The sequence below is a fragment of the Trichlorobacter sp. genome (assembly GCF_030247655.1).
GTDB lineage: Bacteria > Desulfobacterota > Desulfuromonadia > Geobacterales > Pseudopelobacteraceae > Trichlorobacter.
Window position 1 is genome coordinate 1 of sequence record NZ_JAOTRZ010000302.1, and the last position, 2,875, is coordinate 2,875.

The window sequence follows — 2,875 nt, forward strand, 5'->3', positions numbered from 1 at the left end:
CTCCGGGGTTCCACTGGGAGGGTTTGGCAATGTAACGACGTCGCTTGATACATCCATAAAAAACGGCACCTTCAGGCTTGGCTACAAAGGTGGCAACGCCAATACGCTACTCACCGCACTTAAAACACAGGGTGAGGTCAAAACACTTTCCAATCCCAGAATTAACGTCATGAATGGCCAGACAGCATTGCTAACAGTCGGTCGTAACACCAACTACATTGCAAAGGTAACCACCACTACCACGACAGCTGCCGGTAGTGCGCCTACCATTTCCTATTCGGTTGAAACCGGCAATGTACTATCAGGTATCATGTTAGGTCTGGCTCCCTTTATTAACAACCGGGGAGAAATCAGCATGACCATTTCTCCCATCATCTCAGATCTGGTTAAACTGGAAGACAAGGCCATCGGGGGTGACCCGACCAACCAGATTACTATATCCATACCTACCGTTGACCTCCGTGAGCTCTCCACCACCATTAAAGTCAGAAACGGCGAGATGATTGTGATCGGCGGCCTGATCTCCAACAAGCAGGACCTCAAGGATGAAAAGGTCCCCTTACTGGGTGAAATCCCCTGGCTTGGCGGCCTCTTCACCCGCAAAGACAATTCAGACACCCGCTCTGAACTGGTTGTGGTATTGCAACCGTACCTGATTAACAACGACTGACGGAGGTATCGTCAATGGCCGCACCTATCAAAATTGGTGAACTGCTCCTCTCCCAAGGTGTTCTAACCCAGAAACAACTCCAGATAGCCCTTGAACAGCAGCAGGTTACTGGCGCTATCCTGGGAGATCTGCTGATCAGACTAGGATTTATCACTGCCCCGGAATTTGCACGTACCATTGCAGTACAGAGTGGCCTTGAATACCTTGACCTATCAGAATTTGAACCAGAGGAAGAAGCACTACGCCTGATTCCCAAGGAAACCGCAGAAAAAATAGGGGTGATACCTCTTGCCCTGGTAGATGGTCACCTTACGATAGGTATCACCAACCCAAGTAACATCGTTGCTGTAGATACAGCGACCAAAGTTACCGGTAAACCGCCCAAGGTTTATCTGGTGGATAATGACCACTACCAGTCTACGCTTGAAAAAGCATACTACTTCATTGCCCACCCGATACAGAAGCGTATGCAGGAGATCATCACCCAGTTACGCCAGATAACGGGTGTTGTCCCAGGTGCAACCATCTCTGAACTGGTAGAATTGATTATGATGGATGGTATCCGTAAGCAGGCTACGGATATTCATATATCGCCCACAGAAGATGTTACCAACATTTTTTACCGGATTGACGGGGTGTTGCAGCATGGCCACTGCATCCAGAAGCAAGCCCATGCTGGCATTGTCTCAAGGATCAAGATATTGGGACAACTGGATATTGCTGAGCAACGCCTTCCTCAGGACGGCTCATTCTCTCACACCTTCCTCTCAAAAAGCTTTGAAGTAAGGGTTTCAACAGTTCCTTCTATTTTTGGCGAAAATCTTGTTTTGCGCCTTTTAGCCGGCGCAGGTCCACTACTACGCCTGGAAGCCCTTGGAATAAGTAGCGTAACCGTGCAGCAAGTGCGGAGTTTGTTCAATAAATCCTACGGCATCATACTTATTGCCGGTCCTACCGGTAGTGGTAAGACCACCACGTTGTATGCCGCGTTACGAGAATTAAACCGCCTTGAACGCAATATTCTAACCGTAGAAGATCCTGTAGAATATCGTTTAAGCTTTGTTAAGCAAACCCAGGTGAATGAAAAAGCCGGCTACGATTTTGCGCTGGCTGCCCGTAACTTCATGCGGCAGGATCCAGATGTCATGCTGCTGGGTGAAATTCGAGACGAAGAGACGGCTCAAATGGCGGTGCGTGCTGCCATTACCGGCCACCTGGTGTTATCAACACTACACACCAACGATGCTGCCACCGCAATCCCCCGCCTGTTGGATCTCAAGGTGGATACATTTCTGTTGTCTTCAGCATTAGTGGCAGTAATTGCACAACGTCTGGTACGTAAAAACTGCAAGTACTGCAGTGAAGAATACCTGCTTAGCGATGACGAACGTCAGGTTTTCAGGCAGCACAGACTTGATACCACGAAAGGTCGTCGCGGTGCTGGTTGTTCAAAATGCGGTAATAGCGGTTTTAGCGGCCGCGTATCAATCTGCGAGGTACTGGTGGTAGACAGCAGGATTCGTCAGTTGATCTTTGAGGGGGCCTCCACCGGAACTATCATGGAACTGGCAGTTGCAGAGGGGATGATCCCCCTGCAACTGGATGGCATTAACAAGGCTGCCGCCGGGGTAACCACGCTGGCTGAAGTACTACGGGTGGCAGGATGAAGTTGTTCACCTACCAGGTGGTTGACGCCTCTGGCAGCACCATCAAGGGCAGCATTGAAGCAGAATCAATTGATGAAGCGACGACAAGTTTGGTCAATCGCGGGCTCTATATTCTTAAAATCACGCAATCCTCCAACTTTTCAGCTACATTTGAAGGATTACTGGGCCGTAAAAAGGTTAAGCGTGCAGAGATAATTGACCTGGCCAATAACCTGTCGGTTATGGTGGGAGCAGGTCTGCCACTTCTGACCACCTTGGGAGATATCGGAGCAGCTGTCACCAACCCACATCTGCAGGCTGTTATTGCAGAAATCAAACAAAGCGTTGAACAGGGCACCAGCTTCTCTGACGCATTGGAACCTCACACCAGAGTATTCCCTGATGTTTTCAGACGATTGGTACGGGTCGGAGAGGAAACCGGCAGCTTTGATAGAAGCCTTAAGGATGTAGCTGAACACCTTCAGAGAATGGAGGACCTGGCTGGATCAATCAAACGAGCACTGATCTATCCAGCATTTGCCATAGTAACCACACTGGT

Annotated in this window: 3 protein-coding genes; all 3 read left to right on the forward strand. The window is 49.4% G+C overall.

Annotation, left to right across the window (positions count from 1 at the left end):
* A partial coding sequence (locus OEL57_RS15980) for a type II secretion system protein GspD (RefSeq protein WP_300741847.1) occupies positions 1-670 on the forward strand: 670 nt, incomplete at its 5' end.
* A gap of 14 nt (positions 671-684) precedes the next feature.
* Positions 685-2,337 carry a GspE/PulE family protein gene (locus OEL57_RS15985; protein ID WP_300741848.1) on the forward strand — a complete coding sequence of 551 codons (1,653 nt, stop codon included), beginning with the start codon at positions 685-687 and terminating at the stop codon, positions 2,335-2,337.
* Positions 2,334-2,875, forward strand: a 542-nt coding sequence (locus tag OEL57_RS15990; RefSeq protein WP_300741849.1) for a type II secretion system F family protein, incomplete at its 3' end; no start/stop codon positions are given. The genes OEL57_RS15985 and OEL57_RS15990, both read left to right, overlap by 4 nt.

What these genes read in the sequence shown, in the direction of transcription:
- OEL57_RS15985 (WP_300741848.1), top strand. Translation starts at nt 685, where the DNA reads ATGGCCGCACCTATCAAAATTGGTGAACTGCTCCTCTCCCAAGGTGTT.